Origin of the sequence: Bacillus sp. FSL K6-0138, from assembly GCF_037982765.1 — a bacterium.
GTDB classification, from domain to species: domain Bacteria; phylum Bacillota; class Bacilli; order Bacillales; family Bacillaceae; genus Bacillus; species Bacillus glycinifermentans.
In genome coordinates this window covers 4,316,754-4,340,643 of record NZ_CP150286.1, presented here as the reverse complement: position 1 = coordinate 4,340,643, position 23,890 = coordinate 4,316,754, and the positions used below count along the sequence as shown (strand labels likewise).

Below are 23,890 nucleotides of genomic sequence, written 5' to 3'. Positions count from 1 at the left end.
TTCGAAAAAGGGGAATAGAACAAAAAAAGAGAAGGAGATGGAAACGATATGAAAAGCGACAGTACCATGCACATTATTTCTTGTACAGACAATAACTATGCACAGCATTTGAGCGTCATGTTCACCTCGCTGCTAATGAACATGGACAAAAATCGCGATGTCAAGCTGTACGTGATTGACGGCGGTATTGAAGAGGAGAATAAAGAACGGCTGAAAAAAACGGTCCATCGTTTCGGAGTTCCCGTCACATTTCTCGATGTAGAAAAAAGCAGGTACGACCGCGCCGTCGAGAGCAGCCATATTACAAAAGCGGCATACTACAGAATTTCGATTCCTGATTTGATCAGGGACGAAACCGTGAAGAGAATGATATATGTTGATTGTGACGCACTGGTGTTAGAGGATATAGCAAAGCTGTGGGATATGGACATTTCCCCTTATTTTGTAGCGGCAGTCGAAGACGCCGGCCAGCACGAACGCCTGAAAAAAATGAAAATCAGCGAAACTGCGAAATACTTCAACTCCGGCCTCATGATTATAGATATGGACAAATGGAGAAAACACAGCATTTCGGAAAAAGTGATCAACTTTATTAACAGCAACAGCGAAGACATGTTTGTATTCCATGACCAGGATGCGCTCAACGCGATTCTTTATGACCAGTGGCATGACCTTCATCCAAGATGGAACGCCCAGACCCATATCATGCTGAAGGAAAAAACGCCGGCGACTCTTTTGGACAAGAAGCGGTATATGGAAACAAGGGCAAATCCTGCAATCGTCCATTTCTGCGGAGGGAACAAGCCTTGGAATTCGCAAACCGCACACCCGTATGCACGACATTATTTTGAGTATTTGAAGCGCACAGCATTCCATCAGCCTGCCGACCTTTCTAAAAACCATGTCAGTTAACATGCCAGCCTTCTTTTTTTAGCTTAGATTCCTATATATAATCACGATAACCCTAACGTATCCCCATATCCGCTTGTTTCCTCATGATGGAAACAAGCATTTTTCTGGTCGCGAAATGAACAAAGAATGGAGGAAAAGCATGGCTAAAGTGCTGGTGACGCTAAGCGAACTTTTTTACCGCGCCGCTCCGCGCTTGAAAGAAAAGATTGAGGAGCTTGGGGCGGAATGCCTTTTTTTAGATTCGGAGAATGTAAGAAGAGAGGCTTTAATCACCCATGTCAAGGATGTCGATATTTACGTTCTCGGTGTTGAAAAAGCGGACCGCGAGCTGATCGATGCTGCCGGGAAGCTGCGCTATATCATCAAATTCGGCGCCGGAGTCGACAATATTGATGTGGCATATGCAAGACAGAAGGGGATTTCCGTCACGAATGCCCCGGGACAAAACGCGTCATCAGTCGCTGACCTGGCATTCGGCCTCCTCTTGGCAGGCGCAAGGTCGATTCCCCGGACAAATGACGACGTCAAAAACGGGATTTGGAAGATTTCCATGGGATATGAGCTTGATGGAAAAACGCTCGGGCTCATCGGTTTCGGGGAAATCGGCAAAAAAATCGCCAGACGTGCATCGGGATTTAATATGAATATTATGGCATACGGCACATACAAAGATTACAAATCGGCAAAGCAATTGAATGTGCGCTTTGCTGAACTCGATGACCTGCTGGCGAAATCTGATTTCGTCTGCATCAGCACATCATTGAGGCCGGAAACGTTTCATCTGGTGAACGAAGAACGCCTGGCGAAAATGAAAAATACGGCTTTTCTGATCAATATTGCCCGCGGAGAAGTCATCGATGAGAATGCGCTTATACAAGCGCTTGAACAGAAAAAGATCCGGGGTGCAGCGTTGGATGTTTTTGAGACAGAACCTCCATCTGCCCGGGTTACAAGCCTCCCCAATGTGATCTGCACCTCTCATATCGGCGGTGCAACTTTTGAAAGCATCAGGCGCATTGAAAAGATTACATCGGAAAACATCGAAAGGTTTCTAGGCAACGAGCCTTTAACATTCACCGTAGAATCGGGCAAAGCACGGACATAAAGAAAGAGGCGGTACAAAGGAAACCGTCTCTTTTTTCTTTAGGATCTTTGGAAAAACTCCACCAATTCTCCATCAGGACCGAAAATAAAGAAATAGCGTAGCCGTTCGGCAGTTCGGTGATTTCGTCTTCAAAAAGCTGAATGTCCTTTTCTTTTACACGGGCGAAGTCCTCATCAATATGATCGGTAGAAACCGCAAAGTGATGAACCTTTCCTTCCTGCGGAAGCTTGTCATTGTATCCCTCGATAAGCTCGAGTTCCGTTTCGTTCCGGTTTTCAAATCCGAGAAATGCAAGCTTCATGATGCCGTTCGTGTGTGTGAGCCTGTCTTTCAGCTTCATGCCGACAACGTCCTGATAAAATGCAATCGAAGCCTCAATATCCTTCACCATTAGACCTACATGGTCGATTTGTGCCATATCGTCATTTCTCCTCCTTTTTCTACACCATCTTAAAAAAATCGGAATCATCTGTCAATTCAATGATCTTCCTTTGCATAAAAACAGGGACGGAGCGTTATGGTAGGATAGAGAAATACTAAACATAAGGACTGAACAGAATGAAGACGCTAAAGATCAAGCAAGCCTATGCAGCAAAGATTAAAAAAGGCTATCCCCTCATTTTAAAGGAAGCCGTTTTATCCAAAGGCGACGATATCGCTGAAGGATCGCTCATCGGCCTCACCGATGAAACGGGCGGTTTTTTGGGGAAAGGCTATTACGGAGTGCAGAATAAAGGAATCGGCTGGGTGCTCACGCAAAACAGGGATGAGCCCATTGACCAGCAGTTTTTTCTCAGCCGTTTGGCAAAAGCTTTTCAAGAGCGGGACGAGCGTTTCTGCGATTCCGATACGACGGCATTCCGCGTATTTAACGGAGAGGGCGACGGAATCGGCGGATTGACGATCGATTATTATGACGGATATTTTTTGATCCAGTGGTACAGCAAAGGCATTTATGCCTATAAGGAATCGGTTGTGGCAGCGCTCGATGAACTCTCGGACTACAAAGCCATTTACGAGAAAAAACGGTTCAGTTCGGCCGGGCAGTATGTCGAAGACGATGATTTTGTAAAAGGAGCGAGAGGAGAATTTCCGATCATCGTAAAAGAAAACGGGATTCATTTTGCTGTCTATCTCAATGACGGCGCCATGACCGGCGTTTTTCTCGATCAGCGCAACGTCCGGAAGGCGATTAGAGACCGCTATGCAGAAGGAAAAACAGTATTGAACACTTTCTCATATACCGGCGCGTTTTCCGTCGCTGCTGCGTTAGGCGGCGCGGCGAAAACGACAAGCGTCGATGTCGCAAACCGCAGCTTGAACAGGACAATCGAACAGTTCAGCGTGAACGGCCTTGATCATGAAGCGCACGATATTAAAGTAATGGATGTGTTCAACTACTTTTCGTATGCTGTCAAAAAGCAGCTCTCTTATGATCTGGTCATTCTCGATCCGCCCTCTTTTGCAAGAACGAAAAAACGTACGTTCAGCGCTGCAAAGGATTACAAAAATCTGCTGAAAGAAACGATTGCGATCACCAAAAACGAAGGCGTTATCGTCGCTTCGACAAACAGCAGCGCCTTCGGAATGAAAAAGTTTAAAGGGTTTATCGATGCGGCATGCAAAGAAACGGGGACAAGCTGCACCGTCCTTGAAGAATATTCGCTCCCCGAAGATTTTAAAACGGTGAAAAGCTATCCGGAAGGCAATTATTTAAAAGTCGTGTTTTTGCGGATTCATCACCGATAAAGACCGGTTTCTTTCAATAAAAAATCTGAAAACGATACCTCTTGAGAGATTATTCATGTATATTGATATTACGTGAAAAATTGAACAGGGGGACGTTATGGATTACGGAGTCATGTTATCAATTGGAATTTATATGGCTGGAATGCTTTTGATTGGATATTTCGCCTACAGGCGGACATCCAATTTAACCGATTATATGCTTGGCGGAAGAAACCTTGGACCGGCTGTCACCGCTTTGAGCGCGGGCGCTTCAGATATGAGCGGCTGGCTTTTGATGGGCCTTCCGGGTGCGATGTACGTAAACGGGCTGAGCAGCGGCTGGATTGTCGTGGGACTGACGGCCGGAGCTTATTTAAACTGGCTGTATGTCGCACCGAGGCTTAGAACGTATACGGAAACGGCCGGCAACAGCATCACGATTCCCGATTATTTTGAAAACCGTTTTAAGGACGGTTCGAGAATTTTAAGGATTACATCAGCCTTTGTCATTTTGATCTTTTTTACCTTTTATACGTCATCCGGAATGGTCGCTGGAGGAGAGCTCTTCAAAACCGCCTTTCATCTCGATTACCGGATCGGCATCTGGCTGACGGCCGGTGTCGTCGTTTTGTACACGCTGTTCGGCGGCTTTTTGGCGGTAAGCTGGACCGACTTTGTACAGGGAACGATCATGTTTATTGCGCTGATCCTGGTGCCCCTCGTTGTTTTTATCCATTTAGGGGGAATTGCGCCTGCTTTTTCTGATATCAGCGCCGTCGATCCGCACCTTCTGCAGCCGTTTAAAGGAACGACTGCGATTGGCGTACTGTCGCTCCTTGCATGGGGGCTCGGCTATTTTGGACAGCCTCATATTATCGTCAGGTTTATGGCGATTTCCAATGTGAAAGAAATGAAGAGCGCCCGCAGGATCGGCATGAGCTGGATGATATTCTCAATCTGCGGCGCGATGCTGACAGGTCTTATCGGCATCGCCTATTTCAGCGTAAACCACCTGCCTTTAAAAAATCCGGAAACGGTATTTATCGTTCTTTCTGATCTGCTGTTCCCTTCCGTAATCACAGGGTTTTTGCTGGCGGCCATTTTGGCGGCTGTGATGAGTACGATTTCCTCGCAGCTGCTCGTCACGTCAAGCGCGCTTACGGAAGATTTTTATAAAGCGTTTATTCGGAAGAACGCATCTGACAAAGAGCTTGTTCTTGTCGGAAGGCTTGCTGTTCTTGTCATTTCGCTGATCGCGCTGATCATGGCGCTCCATCCGAACGAAACGATTTTGAACCTTGTCGGCTATGCGTGGGCCGGTTTTGGAGCAGCCTTTGGGCCGGTTGTCCTGCTGAGCCTGTATTGGAAGCGGATGACGAAGTGGGGAGCGCTTTCGGGAATGCTCTCGGGCGCGCTTACGGTTATCGCCTGGGAACAGGTAAAAGCCTTTGCTGCGGTCTATGAACTGATTCCCGGTTTTATTGTGAGTACGGCTGTCATCGTGATCGTGAGCCTGCTGACGAAAAAGCCTTCGGCTGAGATTGAAAGCGAGTTTGATACGGCTGTAGAAAATCTGAAAAAGTAAAGGAACATGGAAAAAGGGCCCCCGAAGTTTGATTCGGAGGCCCTTTTTTGGCTACACGGCAATAAGCGAAATAAGAAATGGCGCGGCGCAAAGCGTAATGATCGCTGCCAAAATCATCGATACGCTTGAGATCGTTCCGGATACGGAGCTGAGCTCAAACGCTTTTGACGTACCGGCGCCGTGTGCGCTTGTTCCAAGCAGCACGCCTCTGGCGATTTCATTATCGATTCTGAAATAACGGATGACCATCGGGCCGATCACTGTGCCGAACAAAGCGGTCAAAATGACAAACACGGCGGTAACCGCAGGCACTCCGCCGATCATTTCAGAGACGCTCATTGCGATTGGCGTTGTCACTGATCTTGGAACGAGGCTCTCAATAAGATCCGCGTTCAGCTTGAACAGCTTTGCGATAAACGCTGTTGACAAAATGGCGATGCAGCTTCCTACCGCCACGTTAATGATAATTTCAGCGGCATACTTTTTTAAAATAGGAAAGTATTTATACAGCGGAATCGCAAAAGCTACAGTAGCCGGCTGAAGCATATCGGTTAAAAGGCGCCCTCCGGCATTGTAGGCGTCAAAAGGCACGTTGATCAAAAGCAGCAGGCCGACCAATATGAGCGGCGTGATCAGTAAAGGCGAAGCATACACCTTCGGATGGCGTTTGTACACCGCCTTGGCTCCCATATAGATCAAGACTGTTGCGATCAGACTTAAGCATCCGATGAACATGTTTTTTTCCTTTCCTTTCTTTTAGCAATGATTTGCGTCAGCATCCCTGTCGATACCATAACGACAAACGTGCTGATCAGAACGACGAGTATAATGCTTGTTCCGAAGTGTTTGAGAATATCCCCATAGTTCATAATCCCGACTGCAGAAGGGATAAAGAACAATAGAAGTTCCGCGAGAAGCCACAATGCCCCGATTTCAACCCATTCAAGCTTAATGACCTTGAAATGGAGGAGCGCAAAAACGACGATAATCCCGAGGATGCTTCCGGGAATATTTATATGAAGAACGTCTACAATCAGATTCATCAAACGCGCAATGAAAAATAAAAGAGCGACCTGACTTATTCCTTTAATGAATGTTTTCATGTCATTATCCCCCTTTCTAGACAAAAGTGTACATGAGATTAAAGTATAGGTAAAATACATATACAGAATAATGATTATTCATTTTATCTATATGGGAATACGAGAAATCAGGGCGAAAGAAACAGTTAATTGACTAAAACTGTAAAACGGCTGACGGAATAGACTTCCTGTTTTCTGTGACCATTACACCTTCCTGCTCCCGTGTCTTTGGTCTTTCCACGATGAGAAGAGGGATTGGATTCGTGCAAAAAGACTGGTCTGATATTCTTAAAAAACGGCTTGTTTCAGATTGTTCACCATGTACAAATCCCTAAAAACAGTATTTAAAGCCTATTCAACATCCGTGCTTTTCGACTTAAACTATAAATATTGGAAATGTGCGCAAGTCTAGTAAAAGATGTGAATCTATGCTTGATCGGATCAAGAAAAAGTCATTCCACATCATCATGCAATTTCAGAGGTGACAAAAATGGACTACTCAGGCACGCTGGAGAAGATACACGGGGTTCTCTCCCACAAGGCCCAAGAGCTCGAAGAACAAATTTCAAGACTGGAACGGGCAAAGCGCGATGTTGAAAGAGAACAAGGCTTAGGCATCGAAGAAATCAGACAGATTTTGCGTCCGTGTCTTGGAGAAGCATGGACCGGAAGCCGGGCAGCCGACTTTGATGAAGCACGTGATGAAGCGCACACCGCCATGTACAGGATATTTAACGATGATTATGAGAGGTATATCCATAAAATCGATTTGAAAATATTTGCATTAGACGCTGAAAAAGGGGCGGTCGAGGCTGCGAGCTGGTCTGCTGACCGGGCGGACTATCTGCTGGAAAAAGGGGATGAAGCGCTCGATGCCCTGCATAGTACAATCAACGGTCTAAAAGGGTGGTTGAAATGAGCAAAACGATCAAACTGAACCATGGCGCGGTCATGAAACAGCTGGATCAAGTGAAAAGCGCGCTTGACTCGCTCTCTCTGCAAGGGCCGTCTGCCGGATCGCTTGGGCAAAATAAGCTTGATTTTACAGCAAAGTGGCTTGAACGGGAGGAAACCATCCGCGATATGGTGAACCAGTACAAAGAAGCTGTTCAAAAAAATATCGAAGACACTCGTTCAAACGTGGATAGCCTGAAGGAGCAGGATGAGGCTATCGCCAGAAAATAAGCGCCGCCGGCAGCAAGCCGGCAGCGCTTTTTTATATTGGGCGGGGTGCAGAAAATGTTGAATTTGGTTTAAAATATGGTGTGAAGCGAAAATCGTGCACGAAGCTCTGAAAGGATGTCAACCAAATGGACATACGTCATTTAACTTATTTTTTAGAAGTGGCCCGCCTGAAAAGCTTTACGAAGGCTGCCCAGTCGCTATACATCTCACAGCCGACGATTTCCAAAATGATCAAGAATCTTGAAGAGGAGCTGGGAATCGAGCTGTTTTACCGGCGCGGAAGGCAGATTGAACTGACTGACGCCGGCCAAAGCATGTACGTGCAGGCGCAGGAAATCACGAAATCGTTTCAAAATTTAACTTCAGAGCTGAACGATTTGATGGACGTAAAAAAAGGGCATGTCAGGATCGGACTGCCGCCGATGATCGGTTCAGGCTTTTTTCCGAAGGTCATCGGTGAATTTAGGGACAAATATCCGAATGTCACGTTTCAGCTTGTTGAACACGGGTCTGTGAAAGTGCAGGAGGGCGTAGAGGACGGATCGCTCGATATCGGGGTCGTCGTCCTGCCGGCGAAAGAAGAGGTCTTTCACTCGTTTACGATCGTAAAAGAAGATTTAATGCTGCTCGTTCATCCGTCACACCGTTTTGCCGGCGAAAAGGAGATCGAGCTTCGCCAATTGAGTGAGGAACCGTTTATTTTCTTTCGCGAAGACTTCGTCCTTCATGAACGGATCATTACAGCATGTTTGAAGGCCGGATTTCGGCCGAACGTAATTTATGAAACATCCCAATGGGATTTTATCAGTGAAATGGTGTCGGCCAATCTCGGAATCGGCCTGCTCCCTGAAAGAATCTGCCGGGATCTTGACCCCGAGCGGGTGAAGGTCATTCCTGTTGTCAGACCGTCCATACCCTGGCATGTCGCCGTCATATGGAGAAAGGACCGCTATCTTTCATTTGCAGCCAGAGCCTGGATCGACCACACCAAATCGTATATATGGAGCCCGAACGAAAGAATAGGAAGGAATGAAGCATGATGAACCGACAAGATGCCGCCCAAGCAATAGAGAAAGTCAGAAAAGAAAACCCGCTCGTGCATAATATGACGAACAACGTCGTGACGAACTTCACCGCAAACGGCTTATTGGCCCTCGGCGCTTCCCCTGTTATGGCCTATGCAAGGGAAGAGGCGGCCGACATGGCGAAAATTGCCGGCGCTCTCGTATTGAACATCGGCACGCTGAGCCTTGAGGCCGTTGAGTCGATGATCATCGCCGGAAAATCGGCGAATGAACACGGCGTTCCCGTTATCCTTGACCCCGTCGGCGCCGGCGCGACGCCGTTTCGAACGGCATCCGCCCAGCGCATCATGCGAAAAGTCAAGATCTCTGCCGTCAGGGGCAATGCCGCCGAAATCGCCAACACGCTCGGTGAAGAAAGCTGGGTGATAAAGGGAGTTGACGCCGGAGAAGAAAAAGGCGACCGGATCGCTCTGGCCAAAAAAGCGGCCAGCGTCTGGAATACAACTGTTATCATCACCGGTGCCGAAGACGTCATCACCGACGGGACAAAGCTGTATACCGCCGGAAACGGGCATGAGCTGCTGACGAAGGTGACGGGTACGGGCTGTCTCTTGACGTCTGTCATCGGCGCGTTTTGCGCCGTTGAAAAAGAAGCCTGCAAAGCCGCTGTATCAGCCGCGGTTTTTTATGGCTGTGCGGCGGAAATAGCCGCCGAAAAAACGGCGCATCAAGGGCCCGGAAGCTTTCAGATTGAATTTTTGAATCAGCTTGCCGCCGTCAATTCAGGGGATATAGAAGAGCGCGGCTTGATCATGGAGGTGGAGTAGGATGGCGCGTATTGTGCGGAAAAACATGAAAGACATGCTGTCCGTATACTTTATTATGGGCTCAAATAATACGGACGGCGACCCTTTGGCCGTGATTGAAGCTGCCTTAGAGGGCGGCGCGACTCTTTTTCAATTCCGCGAAAAAGGAGACGGGGCGCTGAAAGCGGACGAAAAAAGAGCTTTTGCGAAAAAAGTGCAGGCTCTGTGCCGCGAAGCTGGAGTCCCTTTCATCGTCAATGACGACGTTGAGCTTGCCCTTGAACTTGACGCCGACGGCGTTCACATCGGCCAGGATGACGAAAAGGCCGGGGACGTCCGGGCCAGAATCGGGGACAGGATTCTCGGCGTGTCAACGCATACGCTTGAAGAAGTGCTGCAGGCGGAAAAGGACGGGGCCGATTATATCGGAGCAGGGCCGATTTATCCGACGGAAACGAAGCGGGATGCGAAAGCCGTCCAAGGCGTCGCCCTGTTGAAAGAAATGCGGAAGCGGGGCATCGGCATTCCTGCGGTCGGAATCGGCGGGATCACGCTTGAAAACTGCGCGCCTGTCGTGGAAGCAGGAGCGGACGGCATCAGCATCATCAGCGCCATCAGCAAGTCCTCTGATCCGAAACAGGCCGCTGCTCGGTTTCGCACGAAGGTTGAAGCCGTTAAAAGCGCAAATTCCTAAAACGGGGTTTGCGCTTTTAAAATTGTTCATCTATAAACCGCTCCAAGAACCGCTCTATGACAATATAGGAAACACCGAGCGATGAGGCGGTGCGGCCGAGGGAGGAAATGTTCAGACGGTAATCGGTCAGCGCTTCTTTTTTACTTCTTGACGAAATCGTCTTCTTAATCGAATCGACGATCGCCGGATAAGATTCGACAATCGTATTTCGCAAAATAATCGTCTCCGGATTCAACGTTTTGATGATGTTGACGAGTCCCACTCCTATGTAAAAGCCGAATGTCTCGAACGTTTCCAGCATCTTTTGATCGCCACGGTCGGCCAGCTCCTTGACCGTTTGATACAAAGGGGCCTTGGTATGCGAAAGATACGGAGAAAAAACGGCTCTTTCCGACGCATACAGCTCCCAGCAGCCTTTATTTCCGCATCTGCATAGAGGGCCGTTAATGTCGATCGACATGTGCCCCGCTTCTCCCGAAAACCCTTGCACGCCCCTGAACAGTTTGCCGTTCATCAAAATTCCTAAGCCGATGCCGGCATTGATGCTTACGAAAATGGCGTGTTCCAAATGTCCGGAATCGCCGTATTCCCTTTCGCCGATGGCTCCGGCATTCGCTTCATTTTCAACGAAAACCGGTACATTGTACGCTTTCTCAAGAAGGCTTTTTACTTGGAGAAGGTGAATCGGTTTATTCGGGGTGAAAACGACGTTCTGGTCATTGTCGACCAGGCCCGGCACACACACTCCGATCCCTGTCAAACCGTAATGGGAATCAGGCATCTTTGCGATGGCAAGTTCGATCAGTTCAATGAGGGCCTGCTCTGTCGCCGGAATGTCCGTCTCATCAAGTTCACGCTCGTATTGCTCAATAATCTCGCCTTCCAGGTCGGTTAAAACGACGATGATGTAATTCGTTCCGATATCAGCCCCGATCGCATAGCCGGCTTTCCGGTTAAATTTCAGCATAACGGGCCGTCTGCCCCCGCTCGATTGACCGCGGCCCGTTTCAAAAATAATGTCCTTTTGCAGCAGGGAAGACACTTGGGAAGAGACCGTTGACTTATTAAGCCCGGTTATTTCTGAAAGCTTTGCCCTTGAGACGGGGGCATTGGCTATGATTTGCTCAAGGATGAGGGCTTTATTCATTTTTTTGACAAGTGCTTGGTCTGCTGTATTCAATCCGATCACTCGCTTTTGATGTAGTGCTTTCATTATAGTACAGCGAATTTAAAAAACTCAAATTTTTCTAATATTGTAATTGAAAGCGCTTCGATCATCTTGTAAAATAAATGGAAAGAAGTTAGTTTAATGGTTAAACAAACTTATTTTAGGGGGACTGTGAATGTTTTTTAAAGAAGTAGAAACGGTCAAGTATGAAGGGGCAGACTCGGATCATCCATACGCTTTTAAATATTACAACCCTGATGAACGGATCGGCGGCAAAACGATGAAGGAGCATCTCCGTTTTGCTGTTTCTTATTGGCATACGTTTGATGCGGACGGAAGCGATCCGTTCGGAGACGGGACGATCAGTCGCTCATGGAACAGGATGACGCATCCGCTGGATAAGGCGAAAACGCGCGCTGAAGCGGCATTCGAATTTTTTGAGAAGCTCGGCGTGCCATACTTCTGCTTTCATGACGTTGACGTCGTTCAGGAAGGCGATACATTGCGGGAAACGTTTCTTTATTTGGATAAAATGGTGTCATTTCTTAAGGAGATGATGGAGACAATCGGGGTGAAGCTATTATGGAACACAGCAAATATGTTTACGCATCCGCGATTTGTGCACGGCGCCGCCACATCCTGCAATGCGGACGTATATGCGATTGCAGCGGCAAAAGTGAAAAAGGGGCTGGAAATCGCCAAGGAGCTCGGCGCTGAAAACTATGTGTTTTGGGGCGGCCGGGAAGGCTATGACACGCTGCTGAATACAAACATGAAGCTTGAGCTCGACAATTTGGCAGCATTTTATCGAATGGCAGTCGATTATGCACAAGAGATCGGCTTTGACGGGCAATTTCTGATTGAACCGAAGCCGAAAGAGCCGACAAAGCACCAATACGATTTTGATGCAGCGACATCGATCGCATTTTTGGAAACGTACGGTTTAAAAGAGCATTTTAAATTGAATCTTGAAGCAAATCATGCCACTCTTGCCGGACATACGTTTGAGCATGAGCTGAGGGTGGCTGCGCTCCACGATATGCTCGGCTCGATCGATGCGAATCAGGGAGATTTGCTGTTGGGATGGGATACGGACGAATTCCCGACAGATCTGTACGGCGCAGTCCTCTCGATGTACGAGATTTTAAAAGCGGGCGGCTTTAAAACGGGAGGCATCAATTTTGATGCGAAAGTAAGGCGCGCCTCGTTTACGGATGAGGATTTGTTTCACGGGCACATCGCGGGAATGGACACGTATGCGCTCGGCTTCAAAGTCGCCTATCAGCTTTTGGAGAACCGGGCGATCGAAAGCGTCATAGAAGAACGTTATGAAAGCTATTCGAAAGGAATCGGCCTCGACATTACCGAAGGAAAAACGGATTTGAAAAAACTGGCCGCCTATGCACTCGAAAACGACCGCATCGAAAATAAGTCAGGCCGGCAGGAAATGCTTAAAGCAATGGTGAACCGCTATTTATTGAATGCTTTACGGTCAGAGCCGGCAAGAAAGGAGAAACATTAGTGGAATATTGTATCGGGGTTGACCTTGGCACAAGCGCCGTCAAAGCGATCCTCGTCAACCGGCACGGCGGCATATGCGGGGAAGCCTCAAAGCCGTTTTCAATCATCGAGCCTCATGCCGGTTATTCCGAACAGGATCCGCACGAATGGGCGGAGAAAACGAAGGAGGCCATAAAAGAACTTGTCGGAGGGCACCGGGGAGGGGCCGATGAGATCAAAGGCATCAGCTTCTCCGGGCAAATGCACGGATTGGTGCTTTTGGAGGGCAAAGGAGAAGTGCTGCGGAATGCGATATTGTGGAATGACACCCGTACGACCGAACAATGCCGTCTGATTATCGAAGTCATCGGTAAGACACGCCTTCTTGAGCTCGTTAAAAACCCCGCGCTCGAGGGATTTACGCTTCCGAAGCTTTTGTGGATCAAGGAACATGAACAAGAGCTTTTTCAAAAAGCGGCCGTATTTTTGCTGCCAAAGGATTATGTCAGGTATACCATGACAGGGCGCATTCACAGCGAGTATTCAGATGCGGCGGGCACGCTGCTGCTTGACGTGAAGCATAAAACATGGAGCGGCGAAATGTGCCGGCGGCTTGAGATTCCTGAAGCGATATGCCCAGAATTGGTCGAACCCGGAAGCTTTGTCGGCTGTCTCACTTCCAAATTTGCCGAAGAAACAGGCCTCACGCCTGAAGTAAAGGTTTTTGCCGGAGGGGCTGACAATGCATGCGGAGCGGTCGGCGCCGGCATATTACACGAAGGCACCGCTTTGTGCAGCATCGGCACGTCAGGTGTTGTACTCTCGTATGAAAAAGATCCAGATCAACAATTCCGGGGCAATATTCACTTGTTCAACCATGCGGCGCCTGGTGCCTATTATTCAATGGGTGTGACGCTTTCCGCGGGCCGCAGTTTCAGCTGGTTTAAGGATGTATTCGCCAAGGATGAAGCATTTGATTCGTTGATCGGTGAAGTGGAAGAATCCCGGCCCGGTTCAAGAGGTCTGCTGTTTACGCCTTATCTTTCCGGGGAAAGGACCCCCCATGCTGACGCGGAGATTCGCGCCAGCTTCATCGGAATGGACAGCGGGCACAGGAGGGCTGATGTTGTCAGAGCTGTTATTGAAGGCATCACATTTTCCCTTCATGAGAGCATCGAACAATTTCGCGCCGGAGGGAAAAACATCAGCCGCGTCATTTCGATCGGCGGAGGGGCAAAAAGCGAAGAATGGCTTCAAATCCAGGCCGATATTTTTAACGCCGAGATCATCAGGCTGAAAAGCGAGCAGGGTCCGGCCTTCGGAGCTGCGATGATCGCGGCGGTCGGCTGCGGCTGGTTTCCGACGCTGGAAGCTTGCGCTGAACGCTTCGTTCGCATAAAAGAGACGTTTCAGCCCCGCCCTGAATACAGCAGGCAATATCAACATATTTTTCCGGTTTACCGGGATGTTTATCGCTATACGAAGCCATTGAACGAGCGGCTGGCATTTTTGCGCGAATAGCCCGATGCTTTTCTTTTGAGCGTCGGGCTTTTGACGCGGGCTATGACTGGTCCATATGGACGCCCGTATGCGCCTTTACTTGAATTTCCGCAAATGCTTCATCGCCATTGGTTTTTGGCGATAAGACCGTCCCGAGATAAGCTCCTAAAAATCCGAGCGGAATAGAAATGATCCCCGGGTTTGAAATCGGAATCAGCGGGTCTCCAATAAAGATCGCGTTCCCGGCGGGATCCCAAACGCTCGGGCTCATCGACACGAGAATGAGGGCGCTCAGGAGCCCGGTCAAGCTGCCGGCCAGCGCTCCGGCGGCGTTAAACCGCTTCCAAAAAACAGTGAAAATAATAAGCGGCAGATTGGCGCTTGCCGCAACGGCAAAGGCCAGCGACACAAGGAATGCGACATTCAGCGATTGAGCGAAGACGGCGAGCAGGATCGAAAGAACGGAAACACCGATGGAAGCCCATCTTGCCGCGAGCATTTGCTCTTTCTCCGTTGCGCTTCCCTTTCTAATGATTTGACTGTAAATATCGTGTGCAAAAGCGGAAGCTGCTGAAAGGACAAGCCCTGTCACAACCGCTAAAATCGTAGCAAAAGCGATGGCCGAAATAAACGCGAACAAGAAATCACCGCCGAGCGCCTGGGCCAGGAGCGGCGCAGCCATATTCCCCGCCTTATCCGCGGCCAGAATGTCTTCAAAGCCGACAAATGCGGCGGCGCCGAAACCGAGAAAGACAGTCATAATATAAAAAACACCGATAATCCATGTAGCAGATACGACCGACTTTCTGGCAGTCTTGGCATCCTTCACCGTATAAAACCTGATGAGAATATGGGGAAGTCCGGCCGTTCCGAGGACGAGCGCCAGATTCAGCGACAGCGTTTCAAGAGGAACTTTGTATTTATTGCCGGGATTCAAAAAATCCGCACCAAGTGGAGTAACGGTTTTCATTTGATCGAACATATTCGTAAGGCTGAATCCGAATTTTGAAAACACCATGATGGAAATAACAAGCGTCCCCGCCATTAAAAGAACAGCTTTAATGATCTGCACCCAGCTCGTTGCGATCATTCCTCCGAACACGACGTAGATCGTCATCAAAACGCCGACGATGCAAACAGCCAGCGTGTAGTCAATGCCGAGCAGAAGCTTGATCAGCGCCCCGGCGCCGACGAGCTGTGCGATCATATAAAATGTCGATATGGCAATCGTGTTTAATGCAGCGACTCCGCGAACCTTCTTTTGCCGAAAACGGGAAGCGATCATATCCGCCATCGTAAACTTTCCAAGATTTCTGAGCGGCTCGGCCACGATATAAAGAACCACTAAATAAGCGACTAGAAAACCGATGCTGTAAAAAAAGCCGTCAAAGCCGTTTAGAGCGATCATGCCCGCAATGCCGAGAAAAGAAGCGGCCGACATGTAGTCCCCGGCGATGGCCAGTCCGTTTTGAATACCGGTAAGCCCCCCTCCGGCCGTGTAAAATTCACTCGCCGTTTTTGTCTGTCTTGCCGCAAAATACGTGATGACAAGCGTAAGGGCTACGATGATGAGAAACAGAATAAAGGCTGTCGCACTCATGATTCAGCGCCTCCAAATTCCCGCTTGCATTCATCCGCCATTCTGTCAAACTGATCGGCTTTTCTCGTGTAAAGAATGCACAGCGTCCATGTCATTGCGAATTGTGCAATCGCGAAGATCCACGCCCATGTAATCGAACCGGCGGCGGATTCGTTTAAAAACGTAAAATAAGACGTTAAAATCGGCAAAAGGAAATAAAAGATCAGAAAGAAAACCGTCATCGGTAGGATAAAGGCACGCTTTTTCTTTAGAAGCTCTTGAAACGCCGGAGATGCAGCAGCCTTGCTGTAATCTATTGTATCTTCTTTCATTCGGTTCATCCCTCCTGTATTTGTCTTAAAAGATACAACAAGGTATGTCACAGACTCCGGTTTTATTCTTCAAATTTCATACGCAACCTTATTTATATAAGATGAAAGCCCTGACGATCTCTAAAAAATACTGTTTCCATTGCGAGGATTGATCGTTCGCTTTTTCCTTTGTCATGCTTTCCACCTCTTATTTGCCGCCAGTTGTTGTTTTAGTTCGTTTACAGAAACAAGCGCTGCACGATCGTTTAAAATGCTGCCGGGCTGATTTGCTTTTCCGATAAGATAACCGCCGAATGTCATGCCCATGAAGTCAAAAATATATTGAAACTGCTGAATGAGGGGCAGGCCTTTGATATGGGGCTCGTCATCACCGACAGCGATGACGTATGCCGTTTTTCCGGACATCTGCCGTTTAAAATCATCTCTTCCTATTTCAACAAGCGATTGGGACCAGCGGTCAACAAAATGTTTCATCAGTCCCGACATGCCGTACCAATAGATTGGAGTGGCGAAAATGATGTCGTCTTTATCCAGGATTCGGCTTAACAGGTCTCTGTAATCATCGTCGGGGTAAACCGGAGAGCCTTCACTGTGCCGATAATCCACCACAGCTTTGACATGATAGTCGGACAAACTGATCTTGTCTGCATCAAGTCCATCTATTAACCGGTTCACAAGTGTTTCTGTATTGCCGTTTTTGCGGGAACTCCCGCAGATTACTGCAATCCCCATAATAAATCTGCCTCCTTTTGTTTCAGTTTATAATGAAAAATAAAGATCAGTAAAATTGATATTTTAGATTTTTTTCATCGAAAAAACCGATTTTAGAAGCGTATCATATCCGGTAAAAAAGCAGGCAGCCGGTGACATACCGGTTTAAGGGAAGGCTCTGTATCACGTCAGAAATGATGATCTATGGAGGGGGTTGCTGGATTGTGCATATTCGCGGATAAAGCGGAAAAGGAGGATTTGAATATCATATAAAAGAAAGTCAGCATCGGCCTGCCTCTGCCGGAACAAACAAGAGTGGCAGTATTCTCATCTGAACCTGCAGAAAGCCGTCTGAAAGGGCTGGGCAAACGAGGGCCTAGAGCTGAATTACGTCATTATCAATGTTAAATACTCTTTAAAACAGCCGGTTGGATCATCTTGAAAAATCAAGATTCAACAGAACCGCCTGTTTTATTAAATAATTGTCGGGCTAAATATCTACTGCTTCAGCTGTTTGCCGGCATCTTTCTGCTTGGATTGGGAGGAAAGAAATTTTTTGACATCCTCAATATCCAGGCCCAGATTTTTCGCCTCCTTCATTAAAATCACCCAATCTTTGTCCAGTTTGTGTTTCGTTTGAGTATTCATAGACTCCTCCAATATGATAAGACGTTTTACATCCCAAGAAAAAACCCGGATTTTTCCTTGAGATGTACTAAAGTTATAAAACAACACCTTTATGAAAACAATGACAAATTTCATAAAAAATTCACAAATCCAAAAAAATAAACATACATATTCCCTAAATAAATGACTAAAAAACCCAAAAAATCTTAGATTCTTACTTATTATAATAAACAAACAATTACTGACTGGATAGTATTCAAATAAAAATGATTAATTCTCCCTATTAAAATGTTCTCAAAAGAAGCCGATTATGCTTTGAATATTCAAAAAATAGAGGGGGTGATAAGGGGCGGAAACATCGAAAGAAGGGCCTATGAACCCAGGTGCAGCATGGCATTCAGAAGACTAAGCCTGCCGGGAGGCATAAAGGGCTTTTTGCTTATCGCAAGGAGCGGCTGAAAGGCGGATAATCCAAAAATACTACCAATTCCCTTGTCAAAGTGGAAAAAAAGAACATTGTTTTCAAATGCAGATAAAAAAGTATAGCTTTTAGACGAAAACGACATTTTTTCTTCATGAAAATCTGCTTTAAAGAATAAAAAACCGAACCTTTGGGAATGAGGAGAGGACTTTCTCTTTCATGAAAATATTTTGACAATGCAGGCTGAAAAAGCTGGAAAATGGTAAAATGAAATGGCTTGATTCACTTGGAATGCCGCAGGCTGACCCGCGGCATCGTGAACTTCGGGTCAATCGAGAGCATATCGCAATGTAATCATTTTGATGCCTGTTTGGCGTCTGTGAAAGGGGAAGAAATGGATTGGCAGTTTTAGTATGCGGAGGAGCAGGCTACATCGGCAGCCACGCGGTGGCGGAGCTGTTAAGCCGGGGTGAAGAAGTCGTCATTATTGATAATCTGCAGACGGGGCATGAGGAAGCTGCTCTCCCGGGAGCGTCTTTTTATAAAGGAGATTTGCGGGATGAAACATTTCTGAAGAATGTATTTCAGGAACATCCAATTGAAGCTGTGATGCATTTCGCCGCGGATTCTCTGGTGGGGGAAAGTGTAAGCGAACCTTTAAAATATTACGATAACAATGTGTATGGAGCAGTTTGCTTATTGAAGGTAATGAAGGAGTTTGGCGTTCAACAGATCGTGTTTTCGTCAACAGCCGCGGTATACGGGGAGCCTGACCGGGTTCCGATCGTAGAAACAGATCCGGCAAATCCGACAAACCCGTACGGAGAGACAAAGCTTGCGATTGAAAAAATGCTGAAGTGGGCAGAAAAAGCACATGGGATCCGCCATGTTGTCCTGCGGTATTTCAATGTTGCCGGGGCTCATGTAAAAGGCCTGATCGGTGAAGACCATCAGCCTGAAACGCATCTGATTCCGATCATTCTCCAAGTTGCGCTCGGAAAACGGGACAAGATCATGATATTCGGCGACGACTATCCGACCCCTGACGGTACATGCATCAGAGACTACATCCATGTCATGGATTTGGTTGATGCGCATATTCTTGCCGTAGAAAGGCTCCGGAACGGGGGAGAAAGCGCCGTTTATAATCTTGGAAACGGGACAGGCTTTTCCGTTAAGGAAGTCGTTGAAACCGCCCGCCAAGTGACAGGGCATGAGATTCCGGCAGAGATCGCGGAACGGCGTGCCGGAGATCCGGCCCAACTCATCGCCTCCTCTGAAAAAGCCGTGAAGGAGCTGGGCTGGCAGCCGCAGTACGCCGACCTGGAAACCATCATTGAAAGCGCATGGAACTGGTTTAAAGCCCATCCATCAGGCTACAAAAAGCAATAAGAAGGAAAAAAGAGCTTTTCTTTAATTGAGGAAAAGCTCTTTTTTTGTGGACGTTCTATTAGCTGCCAGAAGTTTAAACCCACCTAAAATGGGGAAATATAAAAAGCAGTTGAAAAGTAAGTTAACCAAGAAAAAAATTAACAATGTTAAATTAATTATTGACCAAACTTTTTTATTGTGGTAAACCTAAATTTAACAGATTTTTTGTCCCGAAATGTCTGTTTCACTCTGCTTGCTAATTGTGTAAAAAGAACTAACATATTCCCAATTTCATCCTCCGATCATCATAATAATACAACGTAAATTTGACGATTTTGTGACATTTGGGTGAAAAAAAGGTGAACTTTCTAAAAAAATAAGGCTAATTGGTGAAGATTTTGTTAGCATAGCAAGGTAGAAGAAAAGTTTTTCAGAATCGCTGTATTCGATATTCTGACCAAATTTTATACATCATTAGGAAGGATGGTGATCCTCTTGTTCAGAGCACTCAAGCCGCTCTTGATGGTTGGGCTGCTTTCTGCTGTCTTTTTAATGGGCGGCTGCAGTCAAATCGCGGTGTTAGATCCTAAAGGACCTGTTGCTTCACAGCAAAGAGATCTTATTCTATTATCTATTGGATTCATGCTGTTTATCGTTGCGGTTGTATTTGTCCTGTTTACAGTCATGATCGTAAAGTACCGTGAACGAAAAGACAGAAAGTCTCCGTATAGTCCTGAAATGGAAGGGAATACGTTTTTAGAAGTTGTCTGGACAGTGGTTCCGATTTTAATTGTTATTGCGCTGTCTGTACCGACGGTTCGAACGATTTACTCTCTGGAAGAGGCCCCTAAAGCGTCAAAGGATAAAGAACCTTTGGTTGTTTACGCGACTTCTGTCGATTGGAAATGGGTATTCAGCTATCCGGACCAAAATATCGAAACTGTCAACTACTTAAACATTCCGACGGACAGGCCGATTAAGTTCAAAATCACTTCTGCCGATTCAATGGCATCGCTGTGGATTCCGCAGCTGGGCGGACAGAAGTATGCGATGGCCGGAATGGATATGGAACAATATCTCCAGGCGGATAAAGTAGGAACATATCAAGGACGCAATGCAAACTTCACCGGAGAAGGCTTTGCAGAACAAACATTCAACGTCAAGGCCATGAAGCAGAGCGACTTTAATAAATGGGTGTCAAAAACTCAAAAAACTGCGCCGAAGCTGACGAAGAGCAAGTACGACGAACTGATGCTTCCAAGGCACGCAGACAAACTGACGTTTTCTTCGACACACCTTAAATACGTAAATCACGGAAACGATGCAGAATATGCTATTAAAGCGCGTGAAAGATTAGGCTGGGAGCCGAAATCTCCGCACTCCAAATCAGACCCGTTTGCAAATGTGAAAACGGAAAACAACGAAAAACAAACTGACGAATCTAAAGACCAGGATTCTCAATAAGAAAGGAGGAAGCTTTCATGCATTTGAAATGGGACGAATTCATAATCACAGGTGATCCACTAATCCTTGGAGCACAGATTTCCATTTTGCTTACGACGATTGCAATCGTCTTCGTTTTAACATATTTCAAGAAATGGAAATGGCTATGGAAAGAGTGGATTACCACTGTCGACCATAAACGCTTGGGGATTATGTATATCATCGCTGCAGTCATTATGTTTTTCCGCGGCGGTGTCGATGGATTAATGATGCGTGCCCAGCTCGCGCTTCCTGACAACCATTTTTTAGACTCAAACCACTATAACGAGGTATTTACAACTCACGGTACGATCATGATCATCTTCATGGCGATGCCGTTTTTAATCGGATTAATCAACGTTGTTGTACCGCTCCAAATCGGTGCGCGCGATGTTGCTTTTCCATACTTAAACAACTTGAGCTTCTGGACTTTTATGGTCGGAGCGATGCTGTTCAATATTTCCTTCGTTATCGGAGGATCTCCAAATGCGGGATGGACCGCTTATATGCCGCTTGCCGGCAATGAAATGAGCCCGGGACCGGGGCAGAACTATTATCTGCTCGGATTGCAGATCGCCGGGATCGGTACGCTGTTGACCGGGATTAACTTCATGGTCACGATTTTAAAAATGCGTACAAAAGGCATGACGATTTGGCGTATGCCGATGTTTACATGGACGACGCTGATTACTTCTGTCATCATCATTTTCGCTTTCCCTGTACTGACGGTGGCGTTGGCGCTGATGTCGTTTGACCGTTTATTCGGAACGGCGTTTTTCACCTTGCAGAACGGGGGGATGCCGATGCTTTGGGCGAACCTGTTCTGGATTTGGGGGCATCCTGAAGTATACATCGTTATCTTGCCTGCTTTCGGTATTTTTTCAGAAATCATTGCGACATTTGCGAGAAAGCAGCTGTTCGGTTATAAAGCGATGATATATTCTATCATTGCGATTTCCGTGCTCAGCTTCGTCGTATGGCTGCACCACTTCTTCACAATGGGGAACAGCGCGTCAGTCAACTCGTTCTTCTCGATTTCGACGATGGCCATTTCCGTGCCGACAGGGGTTAAAATATTTAACTGGCTGCTGACGCTGCACCGGGGCAAAATCAAAATTACAACGCCTATGCTGTGGTCGCTTGCATTTATTCCCAACTTTGTTATCGGCGGGGTTACAGGCGTTATGCTGGCAATGGCTGCAGCGGACTACCAGTATCACAACACGTACTTCCTTGTATCGCACTTCCACTATGTGTTGATTGCGGGTACTGTGTTTGCATGTTTTGCCGGATTTATCTTCTGGTATCCGAAAATGTTCGGCCACAAGCTGAATGAACGAATCGGAAAATGGTTTTTCTGGCTGTTTATGACCGGATTCAACATCTGCTTCTTCCCGATGTATTTCCTAGGATTGCAGGGAATGCCTCGACGTATTTACACATATGGAGCAAATGACGGCTGGACGGCATTGAACATGATCGCTACATTTGGCGCATTGCTGATGGCTGCCGGATTCATCGTTCTTTGCTACAACATTTTCTACAGCTTCCGCCATTCAAAACGGGAGGAAAGCGGAGATGCTTGGGGACAAGGTCGTACGCTTGAATGGGCTACGTCTTCTGCGATTCCGCCGCACTACAACTTTGCGGTGCTTCCAGAGGTCACTTCGCTTGACGCTTTCTGGAAAATGAAAGAGGACAAAGTCGATATTCACCCTGAAAGCAAATTTAAGAAGATTCATATGCCGAACAACTCTGGGCGTCCGTTTATTATGTCCCTATTCTTCGGATTTGCGGGCTTCGGACTCGTCTTTGAATGGTATTGGATGGGAGTCGTCGGCCTTATCGGCGTATTCCTCTGTATGATTCTTCGTTCATTTGAATATGATGACGGCTATTACGTAAGCGTTGAGGAAATAAAAGAGACTGAACGAAAGAATGCCAAGTAAAGGAGGCGTGAATGATGGGACATGCAGAACAAGGCAATTCTAACGCTCCTATGGAATACCGGTCTGAAACAGGAAGGCTGAACATCCTCGGCTTTTGGATCTTTTTAGGGGCGGAGATTGCGTTATTCTCTACGCTGTTTTCGACCTACGCTGTTCTTCATAACAGAACAGCCGGAGGTGTATTGCCGGCAGAGCTGTTTGACGCCAAGCTCGTTTTAATCATGACGTTCCTGCTGTTAACGAGCAGTTTCACGTGCGGTATCGCCGTGCATGAAATGCGTCGCGGAAGCTTAAAAGGTGTGATGATCTGGATGATCATTACACTCCTGCTTGGCGCAGGCTTTGTATTCTACGAGATTACGGAGTTCACACATTATGTACATGAAGGTGCCACTTTATCAACAAGTGCTTTCTGGTCGGCGTTCTTCGTCCTGCTGGGAACGCACGGAACACACGTGTCGATCGGTATCTTCTGGATTATCGGTATTTTAATCCAAACGAAAAAGCGCGGACTGACTCCGCAAACTTCTACAAAACTGTTTATTTCTAGCTTATATTGGCACTTTTTAGACGTGGTATGGATCTTCATCTTTACCGGAGTCTATTTGATAGGGTTGGTGAATGTATAATGGCGGCAAAACAATCGGCTGAACACAGCCACTTTCCTTGGAAGCATATTGTCGGGTTCGTGTTGTCCATTGTGCTGACCTTATTGGCCCTATGGGTGATCTATACCGATTTAAGCATGGCTGCCAAGCTGTGGATTATTTTCGGGTTTGCCATCATCCAGGCTGGACTGCAGCTCTTGATGTTCATGCATATGACTGAAAGTGACAGCGGAAAAATTCAAGTCGGGAACACGCTATTTGCAGCTTTTATAGCAGTTGCCATTGTCGTTGGTTCTATTTGGATTTTCGCTGCTCACAGCTATCATGGAGACAACCCTGAAGGCGGATCTCCGGGTGCGAAACATTCTGAGCATAGCGGACACGAATAAACAAGAAAGTTCAACTGATTAAAAAAGAGGCCGGGTTTACCCGGCCTTTTTTATTTTATCGGCTGTAAAGCCGGAGGTATAAGGAAGATTCCGAATTGCCGGCTTTGTCATTTTTCCGTGCATAATTGCAG

Annotated in this window: 23 protein-coding genes and 1 pseudogene; 16 read left to right on the top strand and 8 right to left on the bottom strand. The window is 47.0% G+C overall.

All coding sequences use genetic code 11. The annotated features are described in order from the left end of the window. Positions 1-48: 48 nt before the first annotated feature. Both MHB78_RS22760 and MHB78_RS22755 read left to right on the top strand, forming a co-directional pair. Positions 49-912 (top strand): glycosyltransferase family 8 protein, encoded by an 864-nt coding sequence (locus tag MHB78_RS22760; protein ID WP_046130658.1) that lies wholly within the window; start codon positions 49-51, stop codon positions 910-912. Positions 913-1,051: 139 nt separating this feature from the next. Then, positions 1,052-2,017 (top strand): phosphoglycerate dehydrogenase, encoded by a 966-nt coding sequence (locus MHB78_RS22755; protein WP_046130657.1) that lies wholly within the window; start codon positions 1,052-1,054, stop codon positions 2,015-2,017. A gap of 38 nt (positions 2,018-2,055) precedes the next feature. Here MHB78_RS22755 and MHB78_RS22750 read toward each other — a convergent pair. After that, positions 2,056-2,435: pseudogene (locus MHB78_RS22750) on the bottom strand (VOC family protein). 140 nt (positions 2,436-2,575) lie between these two features. On the opposite strand from MHB78_RS22750, the gene MHB78_RS22745 reads away from it, so the two are divergent. Together MHB78_RS22745 and putP are read left to right on the top strand one after the other, a co-directional pair. Beyond that, complete coding sequence (locus MHB78_RS22745; RefSeq protein WP_046130656.1) at positions 2,576-3,766, top strand: class I SAM-dependent rRNA methyltransferase; 1,191 nt, start codon at positions 2,576-2,578, stop codon at positions 3,764-3,766. A gap of 97 nt (positions 3,767-3,863) precedes the next feature. Continuing rightward, positions 3,864-5,330 carry a sodium/proline symporter PutP gene (gene putP / locus MHB78_RS22740; protein WP_046130655.1) on the top strand — a complete coding sequence of 489 codons (1,467 nt, stop codon included), beginning with the start codon at positions 3,864-3,866 and terminating at the stop codon, positions 5,328-5,330. Positions 5,331-5,381: 51 nt separating this feature from the next. On the opposite strand, the gene MHB78_RS22735 is transcribed toward putP, so the two are convergent. Together MHB78_RS22735 and MHB78_RS22730 are read right to left on the bottom strand one after the other, a co-directional pair. Then, positions 5,382-6,065 carry a CidB/LrgB family autolysis modulator gene (locus tag MHB78_RS22735; RefSeq protein WP_046130654.1) on the bottom strand — a complete coding sequence of 228 codons (684 nt, stop codon included), beginning with the start codon at positions 6,063-6,065 and terminating at the stop codon, positions 5,382-5,384. Further along, a complete protein-coding gene (locus MHB78_RS22730; RefSeq protein WP_046130653.1) occupies positions 6,047-6,433 on the bottom strand; it encodes a CidA/LrgA family holin-like protein in 387 nt (128 codons plus the stop codon). Before MHB78_RS22730 ends, MHB78_RS22735 begins: the two co-directional genes overlap by 19 nt. A 469-nt stretch (positions 6,434-6,902) precedes the next feature. Here MHB78_RS22730 and MHB78_RS22725 point away from each other — a divergent pair, with 469 nt between their 5' ends. The 5 genes from MHB78_RS22725 (at position 6,903) to thiE (ending at position 10,122) form a co-directional block, all read left to right on the top strand. Continuing rightward, complete coding sequence (locus MHB78_RS22725; protein ID WP_046130652.1) at positions 6,903-7,331, top strand: DUF5082 family protein; 429 nt, start codon at positions 6,903-6,905, stop codon at positions 7,329-7,331. Further along, the gene (locus MHB78_RS22720) at positions 7,328-7,597 is read left to right on the top strand and encodes a YwqI/YxiC family protein (RefSeq protein WP_046130651.1); all 270 of its coding nucleotides are present in this window, start codon (positions 7,328-7,330) and stop codon (positions 7,595-7,597) included. The genes MHB78_RS22725 and MHB78_RS22720 overlap by 4 nt, the downstream gene beginning before the upstream one ends. 125 nt (positions 7,598-7,722) lie before the next feature. Continuing rightward, the gene (locus tag MHB78_RS22715) at positions 7,723-8,637 is read left to right on the top strand and encodes a LysR family transcriptional regulator (protein ID WP_046130650.1); all 915 of its coding nucleotides are present in this window, start codon (positions 7,723-7,725) and stop codon (positions 8,635-8,637) included. Then, positions 8,637-9,449: a hydroxyethylthiazole kinase gene (gene thiM, locus MHB78_RS22710; RefSeq protein ID WP_046130675.1), complete on the top strand. Its 813-nt coding sequence runs from the start codon at positions 8,637-8,639 to the stop codon at positions 9,447-9,449. Before MHB78_RS22715 ends, thiM begins: the two co-directional genes overlap by 1 nt. Before the next feature lies 1 nt (position 9,450). Further along, positions 9,451-10,122 (top strand): thiamine phosphate synthase, encoded by a 672-nt coding sequence (gene thiE / locus MHB78_RS22705; RefSeq protein ID WP_046130649.1) that lies wholly within the window; start codon positions 9,451-9,453, stop codon positions 10,120-10,122. 16 nt (positions 10,123-10,138) lie between these two features. On the opposite strand, the gene MHB78_RS22700 is transcribed toward thiE, so the two are convergent. After that, positions 10,139-11,302 carry an ROK family transcriptional regulator gene (locus MHB78_RS22700; RefSeq protein ID WP_046130648.1) on the bottom strand — a complete coding sequence of 388 codons (1,164 nt, stop codon included), beginning with the start codon at positions 11,300-11,302 and terminating at the stop codon, positions 10,139-10,141. A gap of 163 nt (positions 11,303-11,465) precedes the next feature. Between MHB78_RS22700 and xylA the strand changes: the two genes are divergently transcribed. After that, positions 11,466-12,812 carry a xylose isomerase gene (gene xylA / locus MHB78_RS22695; protein WP_046130647.1) on the top strand — a complete coding sequence of 449 codons (1,347 nt, stop codon included), beginning with the start codon at positions 11,466-11,468 and terminating at the stop codon, positions 12,810-12,812. Next, positions 12,812-14,311, top strand: a complete 1,500-nt coding sequence (gene xylB / locus MHB78_RS22690; protein WP_046130646.1) for a xylulokinase — start codon at positions 12,812-12,814, stop codon at positions 14,309-14,311. Before xylA ends, xylB begins: the two co-directional genes overlap by 1 nt. A gap of 40 nt (positions 14,312-14,351) precedes the next feature. Here xylB and MHB78_RS22685 read toward each other — a convergent pair whose 3' ends face one another. The 4 genes from MHB78_RS22685 to MHB78_RS22670 all read right to left on the bottom strand — a co-directional run bounded on the left by MHB78_RS22685 (position 14,352) and on the right by MHB78_RS22670 (position 17,560). Next, entirely contained in the window at positions 14,352-15,890 is a 1,539-nt protein-coding gene (locus MHB78_RS22685; RefSeq protein ID WP_046130645.1) for a sodium/solute symporter, read from the bottom strand. After that, the gene (locus MHB78_RS22680) at positions 15,887-16,201 is read right to left on the bottom strand and encodes a DUF485 domain-containing protein (protein ID WP_046130644.1); all 315 of its coding nucleotides are present in this window, start codon (positions 16,199-16,201) and stop codon (positions 15,887-15,889) included. Before MHB78_RS22680 ends, MHB78_RS22685 begins: the two co-directional genes overlap by 4 nt. Before the next feature lie 171 nt (positions 16,202-16,372). After that, positions 16,373-16,933 (bottom strand): flavodoxin family protein, encoded by a 561-nt coding sequence (locus MHB78_RS22675; RefSeq protein WP_046130643.1) that lies wholly within the window; start codon positions 16,931-16,933, stop codon positions 16,373-16,375. Positions 16,934-17,410: 477 nt separating this feature from the next. After that, entirely contained in the window at positions 17,411-17,560 is a 150-nt protein-coding gene (locus tag MHB78_RS22670) for an anti-repressor SinI family protein (RefSeq protein ID WP_046130642.1), read from the bottom strand. 799 nt (positions 17,561-18,359) lie between these two features. Here MHB78_RS22670 and galE point away from each other — a divergent pair. From galE to qoxD, 5 genes are all read left to right on the top strand, one after another. Next, positions 18,360-19,352 carry a UDP-glucose 4-epimerase GalE gene (gene galE / locus MHB78_RS22665; protein ID WP_046130641.1) on the top strand — a complete coding sequence of 331 codons (993 nt, stop codon included), beginning with the start codon at positions 18,360-18,362 and terminating at the stop codon, positions 19,350-19,352. A 465-nt stretch (positions 19,353-19,817) separates the two neighbouring features. Then, entirely contained in the window at positions 19,818-20,795 is a 978-nt protein-coding gene (gene qoxA / locus MHB78_RS22660; protein ID WP_099047130.1) for a cytochrome aa3 quinol oxidase subunit II, read from the top strand. 17 nt (positions 20,796-20,812) lie between these two features. Further along, complete coding sequence (gene qoxB, locus MHB78_RS22655) at positions 20,813-22,762, top strand: cytochrome aa3 quinol oxidase subunit I (RefSeq protein ID WP_046130639.1); 1,950 nt, start codon at positions 20,813-20,815, stop codon at positions 22,760-22,762. 14 nt (positions 22,763-22,776) lie between these two features. Next, positions 22,777-23,391 carry a cytochrome aa3 quinol oxidase subunit III gene (gene qoxC, locus MHB78_RS22650; protein WP_046130638.1) on the top strand — a complete coding sequence of 205 codons (615 nt, stop codon included), beginning with the start codon at positions 22,777-22,779 and terminating at the stop codon, positions 23,389-23,391. Further along, positions 23,391-23,759: a cytochrome aa3 quinol oxidase subunit IV gene (gene qoxD / locus MHB78_RS22645; protein WP_046130637.1), complete on the top strand. Its 369-nt coding sequence runs from the start codon at positions 23,391-23,393 to the stop codon at positions 23,757-23,759. The genes qoxC and qoxD overlap by 1 nt, the downstream gene beginning before the upstream one ends. The last annotated feature ends 131 nt before the right edge of the window (positions 23,760-23,890 follow it).